The organism is Enhygromyxa salina (assembly GCF_000737335.2).
GTDB classification, from domain to species: Bacteria; Myxococcota_A; Polyangia; order Nannocystales; family Nannocystaceae; genus Plesiocystis; species Plesiocystis salina_C.
Map to the genome: position 1 here is coordinate 1 of NZ_JMCC02000100.1, position 26,234 is coordinate 26,234.

A 26,234-nucleotide genomic window follows, 5' to 3' on the forward strand; every position below is an offset into this window, starting at 1 on the left:
GGTGGTGGGCCGCAGCGCAGCACCACCCCCGGCGCCGCCGCTTCGCCCGTGTCCTCGGGCGCCGCGTCCGGATGAAACAGCAGCAGCTGCGGAACCTCGGCGTTGGGCGCCGGCGCCCGCGGATGCAGGACCACGCTGACCCGGTCGCGCTCGATGTGGATGTCAACGAGCTGATCGAGCTCGATCGGCAGCTCACCGGCCGCCCGCGCGGCCTCGATCCCCTCGTCGACGAACGCACGAATGCGCTGCTCTTGCCCCGGCGGGATCATGCTGTGCCTGCCCGCGCGCGCCAACGTTGGCAGCAACAGCGCCGCCAACGTGACGAGCACTGCGCAGACTCGCAGCAGCGAGGTCGTTGCCCGGATCATCTGCGCCCATGGTAGCCGCTTGGGTCTGCACGGGGACCCAAAGCAGCCGCCGAGCCCGTGGTAAACAAGAGCCGTGCGCTGCAGCTTCATCGTCCCGCTGTGCCTCGCTCTCGCGCTGTCATCCGGCTGCGACAAGCAGCTCGGGAGCTCGGCGAAGGACGTCGAGCTGCGCGACGGTCAGCCGGTCGCCTACGGCAAGCCAACGCCGCTGTACTCGCCCAAGTTCGTGATCCGCGGGATGGTGGCGGACGGCGAGCACCTCTACGTCAGCGGGCTGCGCTTCGCCGAGACCAAGGAAGGCGAGTCCAAAAACCCCGATGCGGTGCCGACTGGCATGATCGTCAAGGTCCCGCTGCTCGGCATGCCAAAGGTCATCGCCGAGGGGGCGTTCGTGCCAATGACCACGCTGCGGCTGATCGACGATCAGCTGTACTGGCACGAGCGCCACGACTCCCCCGATGGACCCGGTCTGCGCGCGCTCACGCTCGACGGCGAGTACCTCGATCGGATCAGCGACATCGCCGGGCACAGCTGGGTGATCCGCCCCGACGTCGTGTACTTCACCCGGCCCGACGACGAGATCGACGAGGGTGGGTTCTACGTGCTCGAGCGCGGCAACCACAAGCCCAAGCTGGTCGCGCGCCGCCGCGGGGTCGTCCGCACGCTGCTCGCCGACGAGGCCAGCGACGCCCTGTACTGGACCACCCGCGCCCGCAACGACGGCACCTGGGCCGTCTACCAGTGGGACGGCGCGAGGTCGGGCAAGGAGCTGCTGCACAGCGACGAGACCTTCGCCAGCCTGACCGTCGACGGCGACGCGTTCTTGTGGGTGACCTGGGCCGAGGACGACGGCGAGCCGCTGCACAGCCTGTACCGCCGCCCGATCACCGGCGGCGAGACCCAGGTCCTGGCCCGCAAGCGCGGGCTGCCCGGCTTCATGGAGGTGTTCGCCGACGAGCGCCACGTGTACTTGACCACTGTCCGCGGCGGCGAGCTCCGGCGTCTGGCCAAGACTGGCGGCGAGATCGAGGTGATCACCGGCTCGGGTGATCGCAACGTCGCCAGTAACCGATTCAACTTGTTCTGGATCGACGACAAGCAGGTCTACTGGATGAGCAAGTAGCTCAGCTCATCAGCTTGTTGATCTCTTGCTGAAAGTGCTGGCTCGTGTCCTGCAAGCTGGCCGCGCGCAGGATGTCGAGCGCAAACACGAATTCTTGGCGCTTGTCGCGATGGAACAGCTTGTTCTTCTCGACCTCCATCACGACCTTCAAGTTGGTGCCCAAGTACTCGATGTCAAAGTTGATATCCGTAATATTGAGCTGCTTGCGCAGGTGCATGGGCGGGTTGAACTTGCCGGTATATTTTTGCCCGAGCGGCGCCGAGTCTAGTGTGTTGACCCGGTAGTCCAGGGCCCCGAGCGCGTCGCGGATCTTCTCTATGTCGCGGTTGCGCATGGTAATTGGCGCGGTCGCTTCAATGTCCAGGGCCCACGCAATATCGACGTAGCCGCGCAGCGCCCAGTGACAATCCGGCCCAGAGATCGAGGTGCCCGAAGGCACGCGCAGCTGAAACGGCATTGGCAAGATGTCGCCCTTTTGGGTCTTCCACGGGCCCTGGCGGACCAAGCAGCGGTCCCACACGTGGCCCTTTTTGTGGCCCTTTTTATGGTACTCGACCAGCTCGACGAAGATCGAGGCGACAGTCTCGCGATCGGTCGCGGTGAACTCCAAGAACCCGTCCAGGGTCGACTCGTTGGCGAAGGTGTCGCTGGCCAGGGCGATCAGCAGCGTGCCATTGTTGTTGTTTCCCTGACGGCGGTAGGTCAGCTCGGCGGGCGTGGGCCCGACGGTGCCGCCAACCCCGACCGTCGCGGCGACCCCAACCCCTGCGTGGGTCATGGACTGGGTGGCCTGGTGGGCCGCGGGCGAGCCTGCGATAGATTGCTGGTATTGCGCCTGCTGTTGCTGCGGCGGCTGCTGGGCATAGCCCATTGGCACCGGCGCCTGGGCGGCGACCGGCGCGAAGCCCATCGGCGCGGCGGGGGCGTTCATCTGCTGCTGTCGGCGCTGCGCCATCATGGCCAGCATCTCGGGCGGCAGCGCGGCCATGACCGTCGCAGCCCGCCCCCCACCGGCCTGCGCCCACTCGACACCAAGCGGCGCGTGACCCACGTAGACGACCTGGCCCGGCGCGAGCTGGACCGGCTGCGGCCCGAGTGCCTGACCGTCGACCCAGGTCCCGTTCGACGAGCCAAGATCGCGAATGAACACGTTGCCGCCCTGGTCCAGGTACACCTCGGCGTGACGCCGCGAGACGCTCTCGTCGTGCAGCCACAGCTCACAGCTCTGCTCGTCACGGCCAAGCAGCACCCGCGGGTTGGTGTAGTCGACCTGCCGCGTGTGGGTCCCAAACTTCAGCGAAACGTTCATCGGTTCCGATAGTACTATAATGGGCTCTCACCCGGGATTGATTGGGGTCTCACCAGGTTTTGATTGGGGTCAGCAGCCCGCACGCGCCCGCAAGCTGGCCCAGTTCACCCGCCCAGCGCCTGCGTAGATGATTCGGTCGCCCACCTGCGAGCGCAGGCCCTCGAGGATCGTGTTGCTCTCGGTCCCGCGATTCACCGCGACCACGTTGATGGCGTGGTCGTGGAGGGCCTTGGCCATGTCGATGTACGCCACGTCCGACTCGGTCACCGCGGTGCTGAACAATGTTGTGCCGCGTCGGTTGCTGGTCAGCACCTCGATCAGCTGGGCGATCCCGGGATCGTGGACCTCCTGGACCAACAGGTTGCCGGCGATGCTCATCCCCAGGATCACCGAGTCGCAGTTGCAGGCCTCGAACAAGGGCAGGTGCTTCTCGTCAGCGCACTCGGCCACGATGTGGACCTCGGACTCGAGCCGATCGATCACGCTGACCGCCGCGGCCACGATCGCGTCGCTGTTGCGGTCACTGTAGTCGGGGCTCAGCACCATCGCCATGCGGCACGCCTCGATCCGCGCGCGCTTGTAGGTCTGCACGTCGTGCGAGGAGCCGCGCACGAACACCACGTTCTTGACGTCGAAGGGCAGCGACTCGATCGCGGTGCTGACCACCACGATCTCGCAGGTGCGGTACTCGGGGTCGCTGCGGATCTCGTCGATGACCTGGCGGACCCGCTGCGCGCTTGGAAAGTGAACGATGAGGATGTGATCTTGGACCATGGCGCGGCCGAGCCCCTTGTGTGCGTTGGACAGGACCGTGCTCGCCCAGTCCAGCATCATGCCGAAGAACAGGCTGAAGCTGGTCAGCCCAAACAAGACGATGAACGCGATGGTCCCAAGCCGGCCACCCACGGTCGTGGCCGAGTAGTCGCCGTAGCCGATCGTCGTGACCGAGACGACGCTGTGCCAGCACGCGTCGCCCCATGTCAGCGTGGGGTTGGCTGCGTGCTCGAAGGTGTAGAAACACACCGCGTTGCCGACGAGCGCCGTTGCCAGCAGCATCGCAACCACCACCAGCCCAACCGCGCGCCGGTCGCGAACCCGACGCGCCAGCCGTATCAGTCGCAGCAGCAACTGAACTAGCCGCTAGGCGTCGAGGACACCGAGCTGAGCCCGAAGCCCGTCATGTCGCTGTAGGTGTAGGCGCCGACCAGCCCGCTGTAGGTGTCGAACAGCGCGGTCTCGGGATCCAGGCGGTAGACCGACGAGCCGGCGAAGGTGACCCCCCAGACCATGCCCTTGAAGTCGATGCTGATGCCGTGCACGTAGGCTGGGATCACGAACTCACCGACCGGGGCGACGGTGTCGGTGTCGATCGCGACGATGACCCCCTGCGGGTAGCGACTGTGATAGAGCGTGCCCTCGCCGTCGGTCATGCAGCCGCCGATGCCCGAAGACGCACCCGGCGTGGACTGCCAGGTCTCGGTCTCGGGGTCGAAGCGCGACGCGTGACCGCCACCGCAGGTCCACACCCGACTCTGCGCGTCGATCGCGATGCCGTAGCCAGGCCCGCTCGGGACCGGCCAGTCCTGCACGGTGAAGTCGTTGCGATCGACGCGAATGATCTTGGAGCTGTTTTGCAGGCCCCAGAAGTTGCCCTCGCCGTCGACGGCCCCGCCGTAGAGATACCCGGCACCAACCGCCGCGATGTTGATCGTCTCTTCGATCTCGCCGGTCTCGCCATCGAGCAGCAGCACCTCTGTCTGCCCGTTCGAGCCAGACGTCCACAGCTTCTCGTTCTCGTACAGGCAGGTGCCCTCGTTGAGCTCGCCCGGCGCCCAGGCCATGGGCCGGTTCGAGGTGTAGTTCTTGCCAACGAAGGGCTGGTGCCACGCGCGGCACTCTTCCATGTCCCACGCCAGGATGTCATTCGCGCCCGACGAGGTCTGGATCCCGGGCATGCCGTTGCTCTCTTCGCAGTCGGCGATGTCGGCCCAGAACTTCGTGACCCCGCCGCCGCTGGTGCGCGCCGAGATTGCGACGTTGCCGCTGAGTGACACCGTGGTCCGCGAAGGGCTGCCGGCACCATCGGGGCGCATGTAGTAGCGGCCCTCTTCGACCATGGTGTCGGTGTTGAGCTTGGTCATCGTCCCTTGCGACGAGTTCGCGATCCAGATGTAGGAGAAGTCGCTGTTGCCGTTGCCGCCACCGTCACCGCACTGATGGTTGCCGTCGGGGATCGAGATCACGTCCCACTTGTGGTTGCCGGTACCACCATCCGCGTCGCCGTCGCCCGTGTCGGCATCGCCATCGCCATCACCGGTGTCGTCCCCGTCCCCGTCGCCCGTGTTGGTCGTGCTGTTGCTGCTGCTGTTGCCGCTGTTGCTGTTGCCGCTGTCCGCCGTGGTCTCGCCGCCGAGTGAGCTGATCGACGAGCCATCGCCGTCTTGTCGCTGGTCCGAGTCGCCGCAAGCAACGGCGAGAGGCAGACAGACGAGCGAAGCGAGTGGCAACAAAGATGCACGCATGACCGGCACAGTCTCCCAACTGGACCGAGAGTCGTCCAGGCGCAAACGCGACCACGCGAGCGGGCTCATGTGCCCCGTCAAACGCCGTTTGTTCAGCACCTGACCTCGCGTGTCGCGGGCCGGGAGCAGCCCAACCGCGCTGTGTGCTCGTGGTCGGGTGGTTCGCCTGACCAGCTTGGCCTGTCTACATGCGCTCGCGACTCGCTCGACGACTCGAGCAAGCTGGCGCGCGCGCGACAAAAACAAGCGCCACCAGAGCGAGCCCTGGTGGCGTTTCGAGTTGCGAAGGGGGGGACTTGAACCCCCACGTCGTGAGACACTAGATCCTTAGTCTAGCGCGTCTACCAATTCCGCCACCTTCGCAGAAGCCTCAGCGGGACGCGGTAGATATCACCGCCTCAAGCCCCGCGCAAGCTCTCTCCGATCTTGTGCAATTTGAGCATGTTCACCGGCGTACGGGCCTTCAGAGGCCATCCAAGGGCGATCACGACGCGATCGCCGCGTTCAAACAAGCCCCGGTCGATCGCGGCGTGATCCAGGTCGATGAAGATCGTCTCGCCGTTGGGCGACGCGGGCTGGAAGCGGATCGGGATCACCCCCCAGTACAGCGCGAGCGCCTGGAAGGTGGCCGGCTCCGGGGTGAACCCGTACACGGGCACCTTGGGCCGGTAGTCGCTGACCAGGCGCGCGATGCCGCCGGTGCCGGTGTAGCAGATGATGGCCTTGCAGTCGGGCAGGCTGCGCGAGCTGATCACGGCGGCTCGCGCGACGGCGTTGGTCGTGTGCCCGAGCTGCATGTCCTTGGGCGGGTCGAGCCAGTAGCGCTCGGTCTGCTCGATGCGGCGGACGATCCTGTCCATGGTCTTGACCGACTCGATCGGGTACTTGCCGGCCGCGGTCTCGCCCGAGAGCATGACCGCGTCGCTGCCATCGAGGATCGCGTTGGCGACATCGGATGCCTCGGCGCGGGTCGGGCGTGGATTGCGGATCATCGAGTCCAGCATCTGCGTGGCGGTGATGACCAGCTTGCCGTGCTCGTTGCTGAGCTTGATCAGCTGCTTTTGGATCAGCGGGACCTCTTCGGGGCCCATCTCTACGCCAAGATCACCGCGGGCGATCATGATGCCGTTGGCGACCTCGATGATCCTGGGGAGCACGTCGGGTTGGACGGCCTCGGGCTTCTCGATCTTGGCCACGAGCGGGACTTCACGGCCGCACTCCAGCATCAGGGCGCGGCACAGCTCGAGATCCTCGGGGCCACGCACGAACGACAGCGCGATCATGTCAACGCCAAGCTCGAGCGCGAACTGCAGGTCGACCTTGTCCTTCTCCGTCAACGAGGGCAGCTTCAGATCGGAGTCGGGCAGGTTCACGCCCTTGCGCGGGCCCAACAGGCCGCCGGTGACGACGACCGTGTGGACCTCGTCGCCTTCGATCTTGGTGATCTTGGCCTCGAGCGCGCCGTCGTCCATGAGCACGCGCTCGCCAACCTTGGCCTCGGCGGGCAAGTTGACGTAGTCGATCGTGACGCGACCCTGCTCGATCTTGGCGTCGGGGTCGGCGATGAACACCAGCGCTTCGCCGGCCACGATCTCCATGCCGGGCTTGGGGATCTTCCCAACGCGGATCTTGGGGCCCTGCAGATCCCCAAGCACGGCGACCGGCTTGCGGCGGATGCTGGCCTGCTCGCGCACGCGGTTGTAGACCTGCGTGTGGTCCTCGTGGCTGCCGTGCGACATGTTGAGCCGCACGGCATCGACGCCCGCGTCGAGCAAGGCGCCAATCATCTCGTCGCTGTTGCTGGCCGGACCGAGGGTCGCGAGGATCTTGGCGCGTCGTTGCTCCATCGACGGGATATTGACACAAGCTGCGCGCCGCGCCGAGCGGGCCGTTTACACTGCGGCAGATGCTGGAGCGCCGAGCCCCCTGCCTTCGTCTGCGAGTCGCTGGCCTGATCGCTGGCCTGATCGCCGCCCTGAGCGTGTGGACAGCGCTCCCCAGCCTGGCCCACGCGGCCAAGCGGGGGTCCAAGTCGCAGCCGGCCGCGGTCCGCTATCACCTGTCGATCCCGGCGCCCACGACCCGCTACGTCCACGTTCATCTCGAGCTTGGCGACGCCCGGGGCAAGACCACGCAGCTGGCCATGCCCGCGTGGGCCCCGGGCTCGTACCTGATCCGCGACTTCGGCAAGCACGTGTACGGCGTCGAGGCCAAGACCCTGGACGGCGCGGCGTTGCCCGTCACCCGCGACGACAAGCAGACCTGGTCGATCGCCAACGCGGGCCAAGGCTTCACGCTGGACTACGAGGTGTTCGCCGATGAGCTCAGCGTGCGGACCTCGTACGTGGACGATCGCTACGCGCTGCTCAACGGGACCAGCGTGTTCATGTACGTGGTCGGTGAGACCCACCGCGCCGCTTCATTGGAGATCGAGCCGCCGCCAGACTGGCCGGTGCACACGGCCCTCGATCGCGCGTCGACCTCGCAACTGGCGTACACGGCCGCGAGCTACGACGAGCTGGTCGACAGTCCGCTGCTGCTCGGGGCGGCGCAGGTGCGCGAGTTCGTCGTCGCCGGTAAGCCGCTGGAGTTCGTGCTGGTCGCGCCCGCGGGGACCAACGCCAACATCGACAAGATCACCGCGGACACCGAGCGGATCGTCCGCTCGTTCGCGCGGACCCTCAACGGGCTGCCCTTCGATCGCTACAGCTTCCTGCTGGTCGCGGATCCGGTCGGCGGCGGCGGGCTCGAGCACCACGACTCCACGGCGATGATCGTCGACCCGTGGGTGTTCTCGAAGCCCAGCGGCTACGCGCAGGTCCAGCGCTTGGTCGCCCACGAGTTCTTCCACCTGTGGAACGTCAAGCGGATCCACGACGAGGTGCTTGGGCCCTTCAACTACGCGCACGAGAGCTACTCGGAGCTGCTGTGGTTTCACGAAGGGTTCACCGAGACCATGGAGACCCGCGCGCTGCTGCGGGCGGGGCTGCTGGCGCCGAGCGACTATCTGGCCCAGCTGTCGAGCGCGTGGACCGGCTACGTGCGCAAGCCGGGCCGCAACCACACACCGATCGCGTCGCTGTCGCGCGAGGCTTGGATCAAGGCCTACAAGCCCGAGGCCAACCACAGTGAGACGACGATCAGCTACTACGAGAAGGGCAACCTGATCGGGGTGTGCCTGGATCTGAGCCTGCGCCTGCGCGCCCGGGCCAACCACACCACGGGCTCGCTCGACGGGCTGTTTCGGCGGCTGTGGGCGCTGCGGGATCCCGTGTCGGGATCGGTGGGGATCGATATCAACGACATCGTCGCGGCGGCGTCGGCCGAGGCCGGCGAGGACATGCGCTGGTTCTTCGATCGCTATGTCTACGGGACGGAGGAGCTGCCGCTGCCGGCGCTGCTCGAGCAGGCCGGGTTCGTCGTCGAGCTTGGCAGCGCAGAAGGGCGCGAGGCGGTGTGGTCGGGGATCGGCGGGTATCGCAGCGTGACGGCGATCGAGCCGGGCTCGCCGGCGGCCAGCGCCGGGCTCATGCTTGGCGACGAGATCATTGCGATCGAGGGGTCCCGGGTGGACGACGTGCGTGAAGCCAACGAGCGGCTGATGGATCTGGGCGTGGGCGCGACGGCGAAGGTCAGCCTGTTTCGCGGGCAGCGGCTCGAGACCCGCTCGCTGACGACGGCCGCAAACCCACACGCGCGGATCGGCTGCACAGCGCCAAACCAGGCAGGGGATCTCGAGCTCGCGCGCGTGCGCGAGCTGTGGCTGTTGGAGCACTTGGTCCGCTGACGGCCGCGGCCGCCAAACTCGCCGATCTCGAGGGTGCTAAATTCGTACCGATGGCCGAGCCCGCCCGACGCCGCGCAACCCGCTGATCCCCGACCTCGCCGGCTGGGCAGCTGGTCCGAGGACTGAAGCTTCGCTCGATCTGGGACCTCGTCGGCGCGGCCAAGTCGGGCCGTCGTCATCCGCGCTTCGATCGTGCGCCCGTGTGCGGCACCCACTCAATCGCCAGGGTCGAAGCCCACCCCGCCCTTTGAACGCTCATCATTGGGCCCACACTTGAATCGCACGTGGACGTGATGGGTGTCACCGGTCCGTGATGGGTGTCACCGGTCCGAGCGACGCTACCTCGAACGACGAAGAGCATTGCGCATCGCGGAGCGCCACCCATCCGATCGGCCGGTGACCGCGAACGACCGCGCACACATCGGTTTTGTAATTTCGGTCAGTAGCGAGCGCCGCCAGATTCGCCTAATTACAGCGTGATCCCACGACTGATCGGATTCCCATCCCAATGCAACACATTCAATCGATCATCTCCATGTCTATCGTCCTTTGCTTCGGTGCGGGACTCAGCGCCTGCCAGGGCCTGGACGAGCCCGGCGACGCGCTCGAGGCGGCCAACCAGGAAGTGAACCCGAGCGTGCTCGAGCCCGGCACCGTGGTCGTCGACGGCGGCACCATCGTCGTTGTCGAGGGCGCGCTCGAAGTCCGTGCCGATGGCGCGAGCCAGGCGCTCGTGCTGACGCCCGACGGCGACGGCATGATCGCCAGCTGGGACGGCCAACAGGTCAACCCCGACGCCGAGCTGCCCGCCGAGCTCGCGGAGGCCATCGACCTCGCCGAGCGAGCGTTGGCCGACCACAGCGTGCTCGATCAATTGCGCATCGACCAACCCGATCTCAGCGCGAACAAGGGCTTGATCGGCTTTTTCAAGCAGTGTCAGGTCACCGGCTGCAGCGGCCAAATCTGCGCAAACCAGCCGGTCATCACCACCTGCCAGTGGCGCCCCGAGTACGAGTGCCTGCAGTACACCACCTGCGGCAACAACGGCCCGGCCTGGAGCTGCGGCTGGGCGATGACCCCCGAGTACGTGGAGTGCCTCGCAGGCGTCGGCAACGCCGAAGCGAACGTGGTTGACGCCCAGATCGCAGCGCCCGAGAGCGCAGCGGTCGAGACCGACGCGAGCTGCGGCTGCGTCAGCGACGACGACTGCATCAAGACCACCCCTGGTTGCTGTCCGTGCAACGCGGGCGGCCAGGAGATCGCGGTCGCCAAGCAGTGCAGCACGTCGGGTCCAAAGTGTGGTCCCAACGTCCAGTGCCTGCAGGTCTATCTGTGCACCGACTCCGAGGCGGTCTGCGAGGCCGGCGAGTGCGTGCTGTCCAACGGCAGCCTGTTCTAGACCGCTCGTCCAATCAGCCGAACCACTTGGGCCAGCTTGGGTCGGCGACCTCGGCCGCGGAGGCGGACGAGGACGCTGACCCAAGTCGGCTATCTCGAGCAAGCGCAACCTACGAGGACATCATCGCGCTGCCGGAGCGCCAAGTAGGGCCGCGCTTCGATCGTGCGCCCGCGTGTAGCACCAACTCAATCGCCAGGATCGAAGTCGGCCCCGCCCTTTGAACACTCATCATTGGGCCCACACTTGAATCGCACGTGGACGTGATGGGTGTGGCCCGCCGAGTGTTGCAGCAAGCTCTTGCGGTGATGGGCCCCGCGCGGATAGGCGATCATGGCGTCGAGCTCCTCTTCGCTCGCGCCCATCAGCTTGGCCGCCTTGTACACGCGGTCGTGTAGCTCGTAAGCCAAGAACACCGCCTCGACCTCGTGGGTCTCGTACAGAGCCTTCAGGAACCCGTAGAGCGCGAACCAATCGGCCTCCTCCGAGGTTGGCCGGCGCTCGTGGCCCTCGCGGATGTGGCTGGGCTGGTACACGCCCTTGAGGCTTGGCAGCCAGATGTCGACGTCGCGGCCGGCCTGGTGCGACTTGTGGGGGTTGAACAAGCCGCCGTGCTGCTTGCTCATGTCCGCGACGACCATCTCGCCTTCGAACTCGTAGGTGAAGCGGAACGAGGCGATCGCGTGCTGCAGGTGCTGGGCCATGTGGCTGGCGCACCACATGATCTGCGGGTTGCGACGCTTGTAGAGGCTGTCGTTCTCCGGAAAATTGATGGCGTTGAGGATCTTGCCGTTCTGCGGAGAGCCGACCGAGATCGCGTCTGGGCGGACCACGAACTCGGGGATCTGCACGTCCTTGCGGCGCAGCGGCTTGGGATCGACCCACACGGTCAGCTCGGCGCCGGCCTTGATCGCGTCGCCGACGTCGGGGTTGTAGGCCTGCAGCTTGGACACCGGCACGTCAAAGCGCTTGGCCAGGCTCGACCACGACTCGCGCTTGTCGGTTCGGTAGGTCAGCTCCTGCTGCGGCAGCGGGACTTTCTCGGCTTGGATCTCCAGGACCCGGCCGGGCTCGAGCGGGGTGCTCTCGTCGATGCCGTTCCAGCGCATCACCGAGTTGGGCGGGACGTCGTAGCGCAGCGCGATCTCTTCGACGGTCTCGGCTGGGATCACGACGTGGGAGATCGTTGTCTTCTCGACGCGCGCCGCCGAGCCGCCGTCACCAGCCTCGAGCGGCTGCATGATCTCGATCGCGTCGCCCGCGTCGTCGGGCTTCACGGGCCCTTCGGTCTTGGTGTCGACGACCTCGACCTCGTCGCGGCTCCAGTCGTGGGTGGCGACGAACACGATCGCGCCGACCAACAGCAGCGCGCCGCCTGCGACGCCCGCGATCCGAACCACCTTGTTGCGATCGCGGCCCTCGACCGAGGCCCGGATGAAGCTCTCTTCGAGCTCGCCAAACGACTCGTCGAAGTCGCCGCCGCGATCCATGAACTCGATCGCCTGCCTGAGGTTGCGGCCGCGCAGCAACAGCCGGCTGCGACGATCGGACTTGTCCCACTCGGCCGCGTAGCGGGTCACGCGATCTTGGAAGCGACGAGCGGCTCGCTCATCGGCGGATCCGCGGATCAGCGGCCCGCGGGCTCGGACGCCGATCGGCGCCGTCACGATCGGCCCCGCGCTCGTCGGTGGCCGCGCTGCCCCACCCCCAAGCCCAGCAGCCCCGCCGACCGAGCCAAGCTCGAGCACCAGGATGTAGCTGCCCACGGTGATCTTCACGCCGGGCTGCAACGCCGCGGTCCCAGAGACCCGCTGCTCCGCGACCCACGTGCCGTTGGTCGAGCCCTGATCCTGGATCACGAACACGCCGGTGGGGTCACGGCCGATCACGCAGTGGCGCGAGGACACCCCGCCCTGATCGAGCACGAGGTCGTTGTCGGGCGTGCGCCCGATCGACAGCTGCGCGCCCGTGAGAGGCACCTGCCAGCTGCGCCCGTCGGGGCCCGTGATCCTGATGCTGCTGCCCTGCATGGCGTGCGGGCCCGGTTCTCGCTAGAGCGAGAAGGTGTGGTCGACGATCTTCGACTGCTTGGCCTTGGTGAACTTGGCCCCCTTGACCGCACTCGCCACGCACTTGCCGACCGGACTGCTGGTGTGCGGCGGGCGAGCGGAAGCCGTCTTGACCTTGCCGTCGGAGACCAAGAAATTGACCTGGACTTTCATGCCAGGGAGGCCGCCTTGGCTCTTGCACGCGCTCACCTTTTTTTGAACCCGCTTGAGGCCCTTGCTGACGTCGCTGTCGGACAGCGCGTCCTTGATCGTGGTTGTGCCGCCACCACCGTTGGGCTTCTTCGGCACGACCTCGGGCACTGGCTCCAAGGTCTCGGGCTCGGGATCTGGATCCGGCTCGGGCACGGGGTCCGGCTCGGGTACGGGGTCCGGCTCGGGCACGGGCTCCGGCGCGGAAGAGTCCGCCGCTGCCCCCTCGTCGCCACCCTCGTCGCCACCCTCGAGACTGGGCGCGCCGGTGTCCGCGGGCTCCTTGCTGGTGTCCGCGTCGGCCTTGACCTCGGGCTTGTCGTCCGCGTCGTTGGCCGCGACCTGTTTTTTCTTGCCGCCGCTGAACACCAGGCCCAGCACGATCACCAGCACCAGCACCGCCATGACCCCGCCAAGGATCATGTAGAGCTTCTTGCGGGTCTTGTCCTGGGACGCGGCCGCGGGCGAGCGGGTCGCCGACTTGGACGCGCTGCCCGACGTCATCGTGGCGTCGTTGCCCATGTTCCCGATGTCGGCGCCGTCGGGCAGCCCATCGAGCATCATCGTCGCGTCGCCGCCACCGCCACCGTCGCTGCCGAGCGAGTAGCCGCCCATGCCGTCGAGCATCATCGTTGCGTCGCCGCCACCACCACCACCGTCGCTGCCACCCAGCGAGACGCCGCCCATGCCGTCGAGCATCATCGTTGCGTCGGCGTTGGGCTCTTCGTCGAACTCCTCGATGTCGTCGGGGTTGAGGTAGCCCGGCGGCGGAGCGCCCGGCGTCATCCCGGCGAACGGCGACATCATGCCGTTGTCTTCGAGCACCAGCGTGCCCTTGTCGGTGCGCGGCCGGTTCTGCGGCGGCACCGTGGCGACCTCGCCGTTGGCCTGGGCGATCGCCTTTTCGAACGCGGCCATGTCCGGGAACCGATCCTCTGGCTTCTTGGACAGCGCGGTGAGGATGATGGTCTCGACCTCGTCCGAGACGTCGGCGTCGGGGCACACGTCGCGCGGCGGCGGAGCCGGCTCGTTCATGTGCTGGGTCAGCACCCGCATGAAGTTGGTCCCGGGGAACGGCGTGCGCCCGGTCAACATCTCGAACATCATGCAGCCGACCGCGTACACATCTGTGCGCCCGTCAACTGGATCGCCGCACGCTTGCTCCGGCGCCATGTAGCCGGCGGTTCCAAACACCGCGCCGGTCCGGGTCAGCCCGGTGTTTTGATCGTCGACCTTGGCGATGCCAAAGTCGAGCACCTTGACGTAGTCGCGCGCGCTGCTGCGGGCGATCAAGAACACGTTCCCGGGCTTCATGTCCCGGTGAATGATCCCCGACTCGTGCGCGGCCCGAAGCGCGCGAACCACTTGCAGCAAGATGTTGCGGGTCCGCAGCCACGGCAGCCGCTTGACCTTCTTGAGCATGTCCGAGAGGTCACTGCCCTCGAGCAGCTCCATCACGAAGAACACCGATCCGCCGGGCACCTGCCCGAAGTCCATGATGTCGACGATATTCTCGTGACGGATCATGGAGGCCGCGCGGGCCTCTTGCAGGAACCGCTCGACGTTGGTCCGGTCGTGGCAGAACTCCTGCTTGAGGACCTTGATCGCGACCTTCTTGCGCAGCGTGACGTGCTCGCCGAGGTACACCGAACCCATCCCGCCATCGCCGAGGGTAGAGATGACCTTGTAGCGATCAGCCAGCACCGTCCCGAGCAGGTCGGGCGGGGGCTTCCAGCCGGGGATCTGGGGTGGACCACCTTGGTTGAGCTCAGTCGGATCCGACACGGAGACTCCACGACCAGGGGAAAGTATGCCTGGTCGATGTCGAGCGACTTTACCTGATCGTTCGCGACGACACAGCAACGGTGTGCATGAAGCGTCAACCGCGCCCGCATCTGACATCAGCACACATCTGTTCATCTCTGGCTCGCCGCTGCGGCGGTCTAGGCCCCTTCACCCAGAAAAGCGCGCCATTTCCGCATGACTTAGACGCCTCTCCATCGCACCTGGGTAGTCTCGGTCGAGATCGCGGTCGATCCAGTGCGCGCGAACGGCCCACGAAGGTAGCAGGCGCGCGTCGAGCGGTCAGGAGTTCGTGGCGCCCACGAACCCGAGTTTTCTGGGACAACGGTCGCCATGATCTCGGTACCGCAGCACGCTCACAGATCGGGGTGCTGAGCGGCACGGTCGAGTCGACGCCTCCACCACACGAACAAGAACACCAGAGCGCTTGGACCGAGCCGACCCGCTGGGCGAGCGCGGCAATTGCACCCGTCCTGCGGGAACTCGGCTCCTCCCCCCGTACCACCGTCCGTGCCGCCGTCCGTACCGGCGTCCATCTCGACCAAGCATTGCTCATTGCAGCCATCTCCTGCGGCGTTGTTGCCATCGTCACATTCTTCGACGCCCGCGAGGACGAAACCATCGCCGCAAGACGCGACGAAGCATGTCCCCGGGCATTCGTCGGTGTCATCGACATCCCCATCGTCACATTGCTCGAGCCCCTGCACGATGGCGTTTCCGCATTGCACTGCGCGTCGAACCGTGCCAACCCACCGGATCGGACCGTCCGTCGGCGCCAAGCTACCGACCGCCACAGGCCACTGCGCAGCGTAGAGCGTGGGCAAGATCGGCGGAGCCGGCAGACTCGACGCCCCAAGTCCAGGAACTTGCAGGAGTTCGTAGCGCTGGTTGCCCCCTGTCCCTCGAAAAATGGAGACATCTGGACGGCTCGCCAGACCGAGCCGACCCCAGGCTGGCACGTCACTCGCCTCGTGCTGGAGAACGGTCATCATCCCCTGCGCTGTGACCTCGACGTAGATCCAGCCCATGTGGATGCCATCAAGCGAGTTGGCGCTGTACGGAACGGCGCAGTAGCTGACGTCGAGCTCCGTGAAACAGGCCAGGGCGCCGATATCGAAGGCCTCGAGGCCGTCGACAACGGTCACCTCGATGGGCGTACCAGCGTCCGAATCGACCGTCATGATGACTGGGTTCGAAGAGTAGTCTCTGAGTGTGGCGAGGACGAAGACGTTCAACCCCGAATACCCCGCTCCAATCCGCTTGACATCCACCGTGCCAGGCAGCTGGTTGTATGTCCATGTCTGACTCTGGAGATCTTTGACACCCCATCGAAGTGCGACGGACGCGTCGCCTTGTTCCTCACCCGAGGACCAGGACACCAGCACCGCGTTCTCGCCCGCCGCGACGGTGGGGTTTCCCCAGCTGCGGCCCGCCGCCCCATTCTCGACGACCTCGGGCGATCCAAAGCCGGCCCCCTCGTCGACGAGAACAATTACTTCGTTTGACTCATTGGTGGTGACCAAATAGATCGGGCTCTCGCCCGCAGAGGCGGCCGAGGACAGCGTCGGGGGACGCGTCGCAGCCTGACCGATGATGCTCGTCAACTTCTGGTCGCTCGGAGCAGCAGGAAAAATACTATCGTCCCAGTATGCGATCTCTGTCGAGGTCGAACCAGGATACACAGCGGCCAAGCCCTCGACATCGTCCCGTCGCCACTCACGCAGCGCCGGAAAGTTCCCTCCCTGAACGGCTCGCATGACCCCATCGTTGCCGTCTGGATCGCCAGCAAACAAATGGTTTGGGGCACACGCAGCGTGAGTCAGGTTGCTGTGACTCAACCCCATTGCGTGCCCGAACTCATGAAGCGTCGCCGTCGCCGTGTCGTTGTTGGAGAGCGAGTGTGCTGGCACCCCAACCCCGTTGTTGCAGCCCGCCGGGACCAACGTCACGTGTGCCTTCGCCACAGTCCCGGCAGTCCCCATACAGGCCAAGGCCTTCTCGCCGCACAAAGGTTTCGGGATGTCGCACGCGAAACTATCGAATGTGACACCGAACGGCCTGGCTGCGAATTGGTCGGGGACGGACATCGCCTGATGGTCCATGTCCGTGTTCGTTGGGCCCGCGTAGTAGAAAAGCGGCCCCACCGAGGCCTCATTGTGACGACCAATCATCTCTATGACGAAACGCTCGGCTTCGGCAAAGCTCAGCCCCGCCTCGAGCACGCTACTCTGGGCCCCAGTCGAGATGAATACTGGGATCATCAAGTCTTGGAAATTTGACGTCCAAAGTGGGAGAAATTCGGGGTCCGCGCAATATGCTTTGGCCTCGGTCGGGCGCAGGCAGACCGTCGTGGCACACAGCCCTGCAATGAGGGCGGCCCGAACCATTCTCTTTTTGTTCACCTGATCACCGTGACACTTTGCAGACAGTGAGCGGCGTACCCGGGCTCGCTGGATCGATCCCGCCGGCGTAGACAGCAGGTTCTTTCGTTGACAGCGCCAGCGCACTAAACTCCCCTTGCTGTCCGCTGAAGGTCCAATCCACGTTCGTGGGGATCGCCTCGATGGCCCACAGCGCCTGAGCCACGGGGAGCGACTCAGACCCGAAGCCGGCAGCCAAGATCGTTCCCTCTGGTGTCGTCGCTAGACTCGAGACGCCCGAGAACGCGGAATTTGTGATCAGCGTGACCTCGACTTGCTTTAACGAGAAATCGAGGCTCCACAGCTGGGCTGTGGTCTCGGGACCAAACGAGCGATTTCCACCAATCAATATCTTCCCGCCCGACTCCCCCACCGCGCGCACGTCGAGGGACTCCTCGCTAGCCTCAATCGGCAGCAACCGCTCGCTCTCGACATCCCCGCTGGCGCGATGCACCCGCACAAACCCTCGAATGATGCTCTGACCGTTTGAGGCCTCGTCAGGTAACTTGGTGGTTCCGACGACCACCACACGATCATCACTCGCGACGAGGATGTCGGTCACCGCGGTGGGTTCGTCGTAGGCGAACGTCTGCTCCCACACCAGCTCGTGGGTTGGCCCGAGTTTGGCGATCCAGCCCATGTCTGCCGCGCGACCGCCCAGCACCAGGCCGTCGTCGGTGTTGGCCCCGGTGTAGGCCCCGGTGTAGGCAATGAGCACTTCACCGGCCTGAGTGAGCAACTGCGGCTCACCCACCACGCCATCTGCGTCTATGCTCGCTATCCAAACTTTCGAGAGTTGACTGCCCCCGACGTAGAGTCGGCCAATGAGTGTCACCGAACTCCCGGAGGGGCTCGGAACCATGGTCTCGAGGTGGAGCGCGTCGTCTTGCTCAATGTCGATGCCGTGTGTCCACTGCTCCCCACCCTCGGGGTCTAGATACGTAAACGTGGGGCTGCGGCCGCTAGACGGTCCACTTGTGGTTGCACCGATCAGCACGCCATCTTTCAGCGCGGCGAGCTGAGCGTTGACGAGGTCCGTGGACTCCGATTGGGGCAGGACAAAACACCACTGCGTAGAACCCGAGACATGGCAGTCCGAGTTGCAGCCGTCCCCGTTGATCGTGTTGCCGTCATCACAGGCCTCACCTTCGGCCAACACCCCGTCGCTGCAGGTGCTGACGTTGGGGTCGCTCGAACCATCGTTCTGAGAGGGTAGATCACACGCGATGGCGGAGACGAAGAGCGAAACAAGACAGAAGGGTACTCTGACACACACATTCATGCTCATAATCGTACTCGTACGCGCTACAGATGGATAGGACATGCCAGCCTAACGCTACCCGCGCACATCAGTCAAGCAGATTTCCCCTGACCATCAGGCGCGGCTCTGCGCGAGCCAATTTTTCACCATACATATGGAGAAACATGGTGTGGCTTGGCCGAGAACGTGGGGATATGTAGACCTGGGCTGTCATTCAGTGGGGTCTTGTTGAGTGTGAATCTCATCTGCACACCTCTGGTCCGCCAGGGCGGGTCGCAGCGGCTGGGATCTGTGAGTCTCCACTAATGTGTCCCATTTTGGGCCGCCCCAACGACCACAGAACACCGTTGGCGAGTGATCAGTGTAAGAACCACACCCGTCTTGTTGAGCTTGGAATTCTCGCGCAGGATCTGCCGCCGCGCGGCGGTTTGGCCCTACGTGCTCTCGCGCTCCAGCTTCCCCACCAAAGACAGCGTAAACGAAGCACCCATGTACTTGAGGTGCGGCTGCAACAACAAGTGCGCCCGATACCACCCAGCCTGGCCCGGCACCTCCTCGACATTGACCTTCGCCTGCCGCAGCGGTCGTTTACCCCGCACGGCCGCGGCCGGATTGTCCATATCGGAGACGTACTGACGCAGCCAATCGTTGAGCTCGCGCTCGAGATCCCCGCGCTCGAGGTGCCGGCCGATCTCCTCGCGCTGCAAGACCTTGAGGTAGTGCGCGAGCCGACAGACGATGAAGATATAGGGCAGCTGCGCGCCAAGCCGGGCGCCGAGCGAGGCGTCGCGGCCCTCTTCCGTGTTGGCGAACACCTTGGGCTTTTGGCACGAGTTGGCCGAAAAGAAGCAAGCCTGGGAGCTGCCTTTGAGGAACACCATGCCGATGAAGCCCTCCTCGGACAGCTCGAACTCATGGCGCTCGGTCAGCTGGATCTCTGTTGGCATCCGCTCTTCGATGCCGCGACGCTTGGCCGGATCTGGCTCCTGATCGTAGATGCCCCGCATTGAGCGAAACGGCAACATTGGCAAGCCCGTGACCGCGCCGCCAGCCGTGGGCCCGACGATATTGGGGCTCCAGCGATAGCGAGCGAAGCTCTCTGCAACCCGGGTCGCAAACGCGAACGAAGCGTAGCCCCACAGGTAGCTGCGGTTGGTGTCCGTGCGCTCGCTGTAGGTGAACGAGTGCACGTGGTGGCGCTCGTAGGGCGGGCGCAGCAAGAAGCGCGGCAGACACAGGCCGACGTAGCGCGAGTCTTCAGTGTCGCGGAAGGCGTTCCAGCGTGTGTACTGCGGGGTCTGAAAGATCACCCGAATGTCCGAGTAGGTTGCGAGCCCCTCGAAGCTGGCCTCGCCAAAAAACCGCGGCGCCGCGTTGGCGATGAACGGTACGTGGGCCATGGCACCAACCGCGGCACAATTGGCCAGCAAGGTCATGTCGCGCGGGCCCGGATCAAATTCGTAGGTGGTGCACATGACCCCAAAGGGCTCGCCACCAAAGGTCCCGTACTCGCGGGAGTAGACCAGCCGATACAGCCCCGACTTGGCGATCTCGGGGGCGTCCTCGAAGTCGTCGATGAGATCGTCCTTGCTGCAATTGAGCAGGTGGACCTCGGTGTTCTCGCGGAAGTTGACGTTGGCGATCAGGTAGCGCAGCGATCGCCACGCGGCCTCGAGCGCTTGAAAGTCGGGGTGGTGCAGGATCACGTCGACCTGCGCTGCGATCAGCTGATCGAGCGCGACGATGTTGACGTCGACGCCAGCCTTGTCGACGACGATCTGCTCGGGCTTGAAGCGCTTGCCAGCGCGCAGCCGCTTGTCGGGCACGACCTTCGCGTTGTCGAGCATGTCGTCGAGCAGACCCGCCTGCGGTGGCGCCGGGTCGGGATCCCCCAAGGCCGCTTCGCTGGGCGCGGGGGCGCTCTCAGCTGCGGACATCTGATCCAGACGAACCGGCTCGGGGACCGACACGGCGACGGCCGCAGCGTCGACGGCCTCGGGCTGTGGCCCCGCTTTGATCTTGGGCGCGACCTCTGGGGTGGGATCGTCAAAGTCGCCAAGCCGCGTGCGCAGGTATGACGCGACGGCGTCGCGCAAGGTCGCGTGCGCGGGGCTGCGGGCGCCGAGCTCCGCCCCCTCGACGACCCACTCGAGCAGCGCGACCTGCTCGGTCGGCTCGTCGCTGGCCGGTAAGAACCCAAGCTCGCGGCGCAGCTGCACGCGGTTCTCGGGGCTGGCCAGCGACTGCTTGAGCCGCTCGACGATCGAGGGCGAGACGCCCAGCCACTCCTTGAGCTCGGTCAGCGCGCGGCGGGTCTCGACCAGCGTGCGCAGCTCCGGGACCTGCTGGGCGACCCACTCCGGGCCAAAGTCCGAGTACGAAGCGAAGCGAAGATGGACCGGCAGCGTGTCTTCTGGATCTTTGCTGAGCTTGCTGGGGCAGTTGAAGCGCAGCTGCAGGTTGCTCTCGGCCATGACCGCGCCAAGGCTGCGGTTGTCGACCTTGACGGGCTTGCGCTCGTCGAGCGGGCGCTCGTCTTCGTGCCCGCGATAGTCGCCGATCACCAAGATCTTGAGGGGCAGCTCGCGCTCTTGCTTGGACTCTTGCTCGCGGTAGACGAGGTTGACGCGGTCGCGCGCGGGCGAGGCTTGCTTGGACATGATCGCTCGTTCTCCACTCAGCGGTTCGGCGCGATGCCGTCGAGCAAGCCGGCGCCGCTCTGCCCAGGCCGATCGATCGCGGCGCGTTGGTGCGGCGTCAGCAGCCTCCCGCCGCGGGCCGCGACCTCCTCGTCGTCGGCGAGCAGCGGCCAGATCTGCTCGTCAAAGGTGCCCGGGGTGCCCAACACACCCAACAGCTTGGCGCCCGGCGTGCCCAGGATCAACAACATCCGGTACTGACGGCGCGACCACATGAAGCTTGGCGGAGAGGGCCACCGCAAGATCCGGCGGGCCAGCTCGAGCCAGAACAGCAGCTCGGCGTCGGAGGTCACCGGGCAGTCCAGCGTGATCGCGGGCCCACCTCGGGGCGGGCGCCCTCCCGCCCGGTAGCAGCCGTTGAGCAGCATACCGATCCCGTAGATGTGATCGTCGTTCCAGCGCTCGCCCTCGGGGTTGCCGGTTGGCCGCGAGAACAGACGATCGAGCAGCTCGTCGGCCGAGACGTTCGAGAGCATCTGCCAGGTGTTCTGCATCGCCAGCCCGATCGCGGCGTCGGAGGGCACGGGCAGCTGCTCGAGCATTGCTGGGACGTGGGCCATGTCGACGCTGTCGACGGCGTTGAGCAGATCCGCGGCGGCGGCGATGAAGGGTGAGTACGCGTAGGGCAGCGCCGGCCAGCTGCGGGCGTGCGCGACCCCGTCGAGGTGGTGAAAGATCGCCAGCGGGAACTCGCGACCGACGCCGTCCTGGCTGCCCTTCATCACGCCAATGATGTGGCCGTCGTCGCCGGGCGCCCGAAACATGAAGGGCAGCGGCTCGGGTGGCAGGTGCGCGCGCATTGACGGCAGCGTCATCACGCTCTCGCGCAGATACTCGTCGAACGCACGCACGACCGGCGCGCCAATGTTGACCCGGACGAAGTCCCGCGCCGAGGGCGTCTTGCCGAACAGCCCGACGCTGCTCACTTATCGCCCTCGCCCTCAGCAGGCCCCGCCGAGCACGAGTAGCCGCTGATGATCGACTTGGGCACCTTGAGCGAGCTGAACAGCCCCATGTACTTGCCCGACCCGCGCGACGGCACGCCAAACAGCGGGGTCTCGGCCCGCTTGGGTCGCAGGCGAATGGTGACGATCCCGACCTGCTGGTCGGACAGATCCCACTTGATGCTGTAGACCTGCTGACCAGCCGCGCCGGACACCGTGGCCTCTTCGAGCAAGTGCCAAAAGCCCCAGTCGCCCTTGCGCAGCACGTCGCCGGTCTTGCCAAGGCCCTTGGCCTTGATGCTCGCGCCGGGGGCCCCCTCGGTGCCCGGCCAGGTCATGGGCTTCCACGACTGCGGACCGTTGCGATAGGTGACCTTTTGCCCGTCGACCTCCAAGCTGATCTCGGAGACGCCGGGGGTGCCGTCGATCTGGATCTCGAACTCGAACTTGGGCGTGGCCGAGCCGGGCGGGAACATGACCGCACCGATGTCGCCGACCTGGGTCAAGAACGGAGGCACCTGCGTGTTGTAGGAGGTGGTCATCGCCGCGCCACCGTCGACCATGGTGAAGGCGTTGCCGCTCTTTTGGATGCGCGATGCCAGCGAGGCGTTGTAGAACTCCCAGATCGGGCCCTGGTCGGGCGCAAACCACTTGGCGAACTCGCCGATCGGCAGGTCGTAGCCCTTGGGGTTGAACGGGTACTTGCCAGCGACCTCACCGTCGAAGGGCAAGTACACGGCCGCGCACCACGAGGCGCCCGTGCCCGCGGCCTGACCACCCTCTACGACCCCGCGCACGGCGTCGAAGGGCGGACGCAGGATCCGATCATAGCGGTTGCGCCACGGCTCTTGCTGCTCGGAGATCTGGCCTTTGACGGCCTGGGTGGTCGTGCGCAGCTTCTTGGCCAGGGCGTCGAGCTCGGCCCGGTCGTCGACGGCCGCTTGCAGGGCGTCGCGGACCGCCGTGAGCTGCTCGGCGTAGACGTCGATCTGCAGCGCGCCCGCGACCGCCGGCGGACCATCGGGGCCCTCGGCTGGGGTGCTGACGTCGACGCCAAACCCGACGAAGGGCGCGAAGTAATCCTTGACGTCTTTGTTGGCGTAGAAGGCCTTGGTGCCCTCGGGCGTGGTCGCCTCGACCTTGGCGCGGACGTCCTTGGGCAGCTGGTCCGGGTGGTACCAGGGCACGGTTCCGGCCTCGCGCTCTTCTTCCTTGAGATCGGTGTGCCACGCGACGTGGTTGAGCAGCACCCGCAGCGGGGTGCCGCCGCGGGCGAGGTCTTGGAACATCTTGAGCGAGCCGACCAGGTCACTGGACGCGTCAACGTAGATCTTGGCGACGAACTGGTCCCACTCCTTGATGTACTGATCCATGTAGCGCGAGCGCAGGCGCAGACGATCCGTCATGCGCCGCTCTTTCGCCTCTTTGTCGGTCAGGCCCAGGACCCACTCGCTGCCGACGAACTCGCCCTGATCCTTGGCGAGCTCGATCCGGCAGTACTTCTCCCAGCCGAACCGGGTGAACGCGCCGCGGACCTTGACCCCGTCGTTCTTGTAGACGTTGGTGCCGAGCTTGAGCGTGGCCAAGGTGATGTCCTTGACGCCGTCGACGTTGCTGGCCTCGGCGATGAGCTCGGCCAGCCAGGTCTCGGTGCGATCGCTGCGGCGCAACACCTTGCGGACCGACTCGACCATGGCCTCGTCGATCTCGAGCTCGAGCTCGTTCTGCTCGCGCAGGACCGTGACGTAGGTGCTGGCGACCGTCTCCATCTTGCGGAAGGTCTCGGACTCGGTGTCGACCAGCATCCCCTCGGCCCACCACAGCGCGATCTGATGGCCAAGCCAGGTGTTCTCGCGGTTGCGCTCGAGCCCGAGCTGCTCGGGGAGCAGGTCCGGCTTGTACTCGCTAAAGTCGTTGGCGAGCAGCAGGTAGGCGCGCAGCATGTCGTGGGCCTTGCCCGACTCGTCGGCTGGCGGCTCGTCCTCGTCGCCCGGGTAGCGGGCGGCGAAGTTGGTCAGCTCGAGCTGCTTGTCCTTCATGATCGGGACGATCAGCTCTTCGCGGACCGACCGACCAAACAGCGATCGCGTTGGCTCTTGCAGCTCGTTGGCCTGGTACATGCCCCAGCGCAGCTTGAACGGGCGCGAGTCGTGCTCGTAGCCGTAGAGCTCGGCCTGGGCCTCGTAGAGCGGGTACAGGCGATCGACGTTGGGGATCGGCGCGCCGGCGTCGGCCTCTTCGTCACCGACCTTGTCGACGGCGCCGCTGACGGTCGCGAGCACCTGTTGGTTGGCCTTCATCGAGCGGACCGGGAGCACGCAGAACCCGACGGCGGTCGCAAAGATGCCGCCGGCCCCCGCCCACTTGATGATCGCGGCCTTGCGCACGTGCTTGGTGCTGCGGCGCGCGAGCTCGCGGTCGGCGAAGATCACCTTGTTGAACAAGTTGCCCAAGAAGTAGCTGCGGGCCTCGACCTGCGGCTGGCCGGCCAGCGCCGACTGCATGCCGAACGCCTGGGCCATCGAGCCCATCAGGCGATCGATCGGCCGGCCCTCTTGGGTGCCGCTGGTGAAGTAGCAGCCCCGCAGCATCGGGGTCTCGGCGTAGACGTTGCCGGTGAACACCAGGCCGATGAAGCTGGCGAGGTTGTCGCGCAGCAGCTCGAAGTGCTGGGGGAACTCGTAGATCTTGCCGCGCGACTCGACCCGACGATCGTCGCCCATGCGGCGCAGCGAGCGTTGCTCCGTGCGATCGGCGAGGCGGTCGAACTGATCGCAGAAGGTCCCGGTTGGATCGACGCCCGCGTACGCGCCAGTGACCGGCAGCGTGAAGCCCCAGATCGACTTGCGCTCGCTCTTGCCCATCTCCGAGTACATCTCGACGAAGCCGGGCAGCAGGTCACACTTGGTGAACAGCACGTAGACCGGGACCGACATCTCGAGGTGCTTGGTGACCTCGTCGATCCGGGCGCGGATCTTGGTGGCCATGGTGTTGATCTCGCCCTCGGCCGCGAGCGCGAGATCGGCGACCGAGACCGCGAGCAGGATCCCGTTGATCGGCCGCTTGGGCCGGGTGTCCTTGAGCAGATCCAAGAACGCGATCCACTCGTCGCGATCGGTGTCTTCGGTGGTGTAGCGCCCAGCGGTGTCAACGATCACCGCCTGGTTGGTCATCCACCAGTCGCAGTTGCGGGTGCCGCCGATGCCCTTGACCGCGCCGCCGCCCTTTTCTGACAGGTACGGGAACTGCAGCCCCGAGTTGCGCAACGCGGTGCTCTTGCCGACGCCGGGCGGGCCAATGATCACGTACCAAGGCAGGGCGTAGAGCGCCTCTTTGCCGAGCCGCGAGCCCTTGAGCGCGCCGACGGCCTTGTTGAACTCCGACGACATCGCGTTGATGTCGGCCTGCATGTCCGGGCGGGCGCCAGCGGCCTGGGCCGCGCCCTGGCTGGCCAGCGCCTTCTCGATCTTGTTGGCGGCGCGGCGGGCCTTGAGGATGCCGACCACGACGATCGCAACCACGACCAGGATGATGATGACGGTGGCGAGGACGGCGACCCAGATCGGGAGCTTGAGGAACCACCACAAGCCCCAGACGACGAGGATCAACAGTGACGCGAAGATGTACTTCAGCATGGGGGGGGTCTCCGAATGATCCGGTCAGCCGGGTCAGCCTTCATCCGGCTGCATCATGGGTTGGACACGCTCGACCACGTTCTTGGTCTGCTTGTCGAGGCCGATTCGCAGGACGATCAACAGCCCGAGTGAGAACAACAAGAAGAACAAGGCGACCCACACGGCCGGAAACCCGTCGGCGCGGCCCATGTCTTCTTTGGGCCGCAGCGGCTGGACCGAGAGCGGCTGCTCTTTGAGGTCGTTGCGCAGGGCCTCTTTGACCCGGCGAATGATCGTGTCGAGCTCGAGCTCGCCGCCACGGATCGCGAACTGGCCTTGGAAGCCGAGCAGCAGGCACACGTAGTAGACCCGCAGGATCTCGATCCGGCCGGGGTCGCTCATCACCGCGTTGAGCCGGTGAAAGAAGCCCTCGCCGGCCAGGTTCTCGTTGAAGTAGTGCAGCTGCAAGGGACGCTGCATCCAAAAGTCGCGGATCGCCCCGCCCTTGTGCAGCGCCAGCTCGTCGGCGAGCGCGACCACGGCGTAGGCCATGTCGACGACGTCGGCCTCTTCGTACTTGGCCTGACGGGCGTTTGTCAGCATCTGATCGATGAAGCCGCACAGCCGCTGGTACGGCATCTGAGGCGACACCGCCGAAGCGGCGTCGAGCGAGCGGAACTGGATCAGCGCGTTGAAGCAGTCCTTGGTGACCTCGTTGATACGTTCCATG

Annotated in this window: 16 protein-coding genes, 1 tRNA gene and 1 pseudogene; 3 read left to right on the plus strand and 15 right to left on the minus strand. The window is 65.8% G+C overall.

Going from position 1 to position 26,234, the window contains the following annotated elements; genetic code table 11:
• Positions 1-368: hypothetical protein (locus DB30_RS31260; RefSeq protein WP_146661418.1), on the minus strand; the 368-nt coding region annotated here is incomplete at its 3' end.
• Positions 369-441: 73 nt separating this feature from the next.
• On the opposite strand from DB30_RS31260, the gene DB30_RS31265 reads away from it, so the two are divergent.
• On the plus strand, positions 442-1,491 hold the full coding sequence (locus DB30_RS31265) for a TolB-like translocation protein (protein ID WP_052555925.1): 1,050 nt from the start codon (positions 442-444) through the stop codon (positions 1,489-1,491).
• A gap of 1 nt (position 1,492) precedes the next feature.
• Here the strand turns inward: DB30_RS31265 and DB30_RS31270 are convergent, their stop codons facing one another.
• The 5 genes from DB30_RS31270 to pyk form a co-directional block, all read right to left on the minus strand.
• Positions 1,493-2,800 (minus strand): FHA domain-containing protein, encoded by a 1,308-nt coding sequence (locus tag DB30_RS31270; RefSeq protein WP_052555927.1) that lies wholly within the window; start codon positions 2,798-2,800, stop codon positions 1,493-1,495.
• A gap of 69 nt (positions 2,801-2,869) precedes the next feature.
• A complete protein-coding gene (locus DB30_RS31275; RefSeq protein ID WP_052555928.1) occupies positions 2,870-3,928 on the minus strand; it encodes a potassium channel family protein in 1,059 nt (352 codons plus the stop codon).
• 5 nt (positions 3,929-3,933) lie between these two features.
• Complete coding sequence (locus DB30_RS31280; RefSeq protein ID WP_146661422.1) at positions 3,934-5,322, minus strand: Vgb family protein; 1,389 nt, start codon at positions 5,320-5,322, stop codon at positions 3,934-3,936.
• Positions 5,323-5,603: 281 nt separating this feature from the next.
• A tRNA-Leu gene (locus tag DB30_RS31285) sits at positions 5,604-5,685 on the minus strand.
• A 35-nt stretch (positions 5,686-5,720) separates the two neighbouring features.
• Positions 5,721-7,169, minus strand: coding sequence for a pyruvate kinase (gene pyk, locus DB30_RS31290; RefSeq protein ID WP_052555931.1), 1,449 nt, complete (start codon positions 7,167-7,169; stop codon positions 5,721-5,723).
• 59 nt (positions 7,170-7,228) lie between these two features.
• Here pyk and DB30_RS31295 point away from each other — a divergent pair, with 59 nt between their 5' ends.
• On the plus strand, positions 7,229-9,109 hold the full coding sequence (locus DB30_RS31295) for a M61 family metallopeptidase (protein ID WP_052555932.1): 1,881 nt from the start codon (positions 7,229-7,231) through the stop codon (positions 9,107-9,109).
• 535 nt (positions 9,110-9,644) lie between these two features.
• Positions 9,645-10,508: a hypothetical protein gene (locus tag DB30_RS31300; protein WP_052555934.1), complete on the plus strand. Its 864-nt coding sequence runs from the start codon at positions 9,645-9,647 to the stop codon at positions 10,506-10,508.
• 185 nt (positions 10,509-10,693) lie between these two features.
• Here the strand turns inward: DB30_RS31300 and DB30_RS31305 are convergent, their stop codons facing one another.
• From DB30_RS31305 to DB30_RS31340, 9 genes and pseudogenes are all read right to left on the minus strand, one after another.
• Positions 10,694-12,535 carry a penicillin-insensitive murein endopeptidase gene (locus tag DB30_RS31305; protein WP_052555935.1) on the minus strand — a complete coding sequence of 614 codons (1,842 nt, stop codon included), beginning with the start codon at positions 12,533-12,535 and terminating at the stop codon, positions 10,694-10,696.
• A gap of 21 nt (positions 12,536-12,556) precedes the next feature.
• Positions 12,557-14,548, minus strand: coding sequence for a serine/threonine protein kinase (locus DB30_RS31310; protein ID WP_052555937.1), 1,992 nt, complete (start codon positions 14,546-14,548; stop codon positions 12,557-12,559).
• Positions 14,549-14,922: 374 nt separating this feature from the next.
• On the minus strand, positions 14,923-16,968 hold the full coding sequence (locus DB30_RS31315; RefSeq protein ID WP_240480369.1) for a DUF4215 domain-containing protein: 2,046 nt from the start codon (positions 16,966-16,968) through the stop codon (positions 14,923-14,925).
• 4 nt (positions 16,969-16,972) lie between these two features.
• A complete protein-coding gene (locus DB30_RS31320) occupies positions 16,973-18,268 on the minus strand; it encodes a myxococcus cysteine-rich repeat containing protein (RefSeq protein WP_165704035.1) in 1,296 nt (431 codons plus the stop codon).
• Between the two features lie 413 nt (positions 18,269-18,681).
• Positions 18,682-20,184, minus strand: coding sequence for a type VI secretion system contractile sheath large subunit (gene tssC, locus DB30_RS31325; RefSeq protein ID WP_420870689.1), 1,503 nt, complete (start codon positions 20,182-20,184; stop codon positions 18,682-18,684).
• Positions 20,185-20,457: 273 nt separating this feature from the next.
• Positions 20,458-20,907 (minus strand): annotated as a pseudogene (tssB, locus tag DB30_RS43250) (type VI secretion system contractile sheath small subunit); the annotation flags it as partial.
• Positions 20,908-20,924: 17 nt separating this feature from the next.
• On the minus strand, positions 20,925-21,872 hold the full coding sequence (gene tagF / locus DB30_RS31330) for a type VI secretion system-associated protein TagF (protein ID WP_052555944.1): 948 nt from the start codon (positions 21,870-21,872) through the stop codon (positions 20,925-20,927).
• The gene (gene tssM, locus DB30_RS31335; protein ID WP_052555946.1) at positions 21,869-25,525 is read right to left on the minus strand and encodes a type VI secretion system membrane subunit TssM; all 3,657 of its coding nucleotides are present in this window, start codon (positions 25,523-25,525) and stop codon (positions 21,869-21,871) included. The genes tagF and tssM overlap by 4 nt, the downstream gene beginning before the upstream one ends.
• A gap of 33 nt (positions 25,526-25,558) precedes the next feature.
• On the minus strand, positions 25,559-26,233 hold the full coding sequence (locus tag DB30_RS31340; protein ID WP_052555948.1) for a DotU family type IV/VI secretion system protein: 675 nt from the start codon (positions 26,231-26,233) through the stop codon (positions 25,559-25,561).
• Position 26,234 lies beyond the last annotated feature (1 nt).